The sequence below is a fragment of the Carboxylicivirga longa genome, from assembly GCF_050589825.1.
Classification (GTDB): Bacteria; Bacteroidota; Bacteroidia; order Bacteroidales; family Marinilabiliaceae; genus Carboxylicivirga; species Carboxylicivirga longa.
This window is the reverse complement of the sequence record NZ_JBNGOZ010000058.1, coordinates 1-1,665: the sequence shown is the minus strand read 5'-3', so window position 1 is coordinate 1,665 and position 1,665 is coordinate 1. Positions and strand designations below refer to the sequence as shown.

Annotated in this window: 1 protein-coding gene; it reads right to left on the bottom strand. The window is 44.6% G+C overall.

Translation table 11 applies throughout. From position 1 onward, the window contains the following. Nucleotides 1–83 precede the first annotated feature (83 nt). Nucleotides 84–1,598, bottom strand: a complete 1,515-nt coding sequence (locus tag ACRD7A_RS19010; RefSeq protein ID WP_430812973.1) for an IS1182 family transposase — start codon at nucleotides 1,596–1,598, stop codon at nucleotides 84–86. Between the last annotated feature and the right edge of the window lie 67 nt (nucleotides 1,599–1,665).

Here is a 1,665-nt window from a genome sequence, read left to right as displayed (position 1 = left end):
AACGGCAGTCTGTCTAAAAACTTAACAAGCCACCGTGTTTATGTTTAAAACTAGGTTTATTTTTCGTGAACAGAAAAAATCGGTTACGATTCTGTGCAAAAAACGGTTATCAGTTTCAGGGAGCAGGTAGTGTTTGTGAGTGCATTTTTGCCTTTTAAAAGCGACATAAGGCGCATTAATGAGCCCATTAAGCTATCTATCCCCAGAATATTAATTAAGCGACGTAGGTTATAGGCAGTCATGATGAAGCCCACATCAGCGCTGGCTCTGCTGATAGATTTCTTTGTCATGATATGATCAAAGCCCCATTGACGTTTGATGGTACCATAAGGATGCTCCACAATGGCCTGCCGGCGTTTGTAGAGTTTAGGATTGGCTTCCATTCGTACTTTATTGGCTACTACATGCACATTCTCGGCAGTATGCCGGATAATACGTCCATTGACTTTGGCGCTGGTACACTTAGCTCTGCTTGCACATCCTTTACAGGCCGGTGTTCTGAATAGCTGGAAATCGCCACCGCGATTGGCTTTGTGCCATCGGCCATTGGTGGTTAAAACCTGTCCTGCAGGGCAAGTATAGGTATGCTGCTCTGGATCATATTTAAAATGCTCAACATTAAAAGCCGGGTCAGGCGCCTGTGAGTTCTTAGGCGTTGCCGGAATAGCCACCAGCACATCTACTCCCAAATTAGCAGCAACCGCAAACTCACTGCCGGTGTGATAGCCTTTGTCGTAAAGAGCGGTAAAGTTGTTATGCCCGATCATATCCACCGCTCTTGTTAGCATGTTACCCATAGCTTTACTGTCGTTGGCATTGGTCACATCGTAATCGATAGGTAGGTTGTGTCTGGCATCCACCGTGGTTTGCACATTGTAGGCTACTTCAGTAATGTTATTACGAATAATCATCTGACGACTCTCCGGGTCTGATGTTGAAATCTGTTTTTCTCCTGTTTCCTTTAGTTCGGCTTCCAGTCTATGGTACTTCTCTTTTCGTTGTTCTTGCTTTGTAATCTCATCCTTGAGTTCCTTTTTCTTTGCTGAGTCACCGTCTTCTTTAGCCAATGCCTGGTTGTACTCTTCCAGCTTGTTTTCGATGTATTGCAAGTGACGGTCAATTTTCTTTTGGTTGAAGTTGTTCTTCTTGCTGTTTTGAGCCCTTAGCTTGGTTCCGTCTCCGGCCAGGAGCTGACCGCCTATCAGGTCAAAATACTTGGCAATCCGCACCGTTTCCTTAAACACACGTTTAATAGCTTTGGGGTTATCGCGCCTGAAATTGGCAATGGTATTGTGGTCGGGCTTCAACTGTTTGAGCAGCCACATCAGTTCAATGTTGCGTTTGCATTCTTTCTCCAATGAACGGGACGAACGGATACGGTTGAGATACCCATAAATAAACAAGCGTAACAAATCGCCCGGGTGGTAGCAAGGGCGTCCATTTTCACCAGCCTGCATATCAAATCCCAACTCGTCAAGTTTAAGATGTGACACAAAGGCGTCTATCAGCCGGACTTCATTATCTGGCTCAATAGCATCATCAAGTGTAAGAGTGAATAACTGGATTTGGGAACGGTGTTGGCCTTGGATGTATTTCATACCTGAAGATACAAAATATCTGATCTCGTGATTCTATAAATAGGAGGTTTTTAGACAGTCTGACGGC

Bases quoted from the DNA above. Each gene is read 5' to 3' on its own strand.
- ACRD7A_RS19010 (WP_430812973.1), bottom strand. From the start codon at position 1,598: ATGAAATACATCCAAGGCCAACACCGTTCCCAAATCCAGTTATTCACT.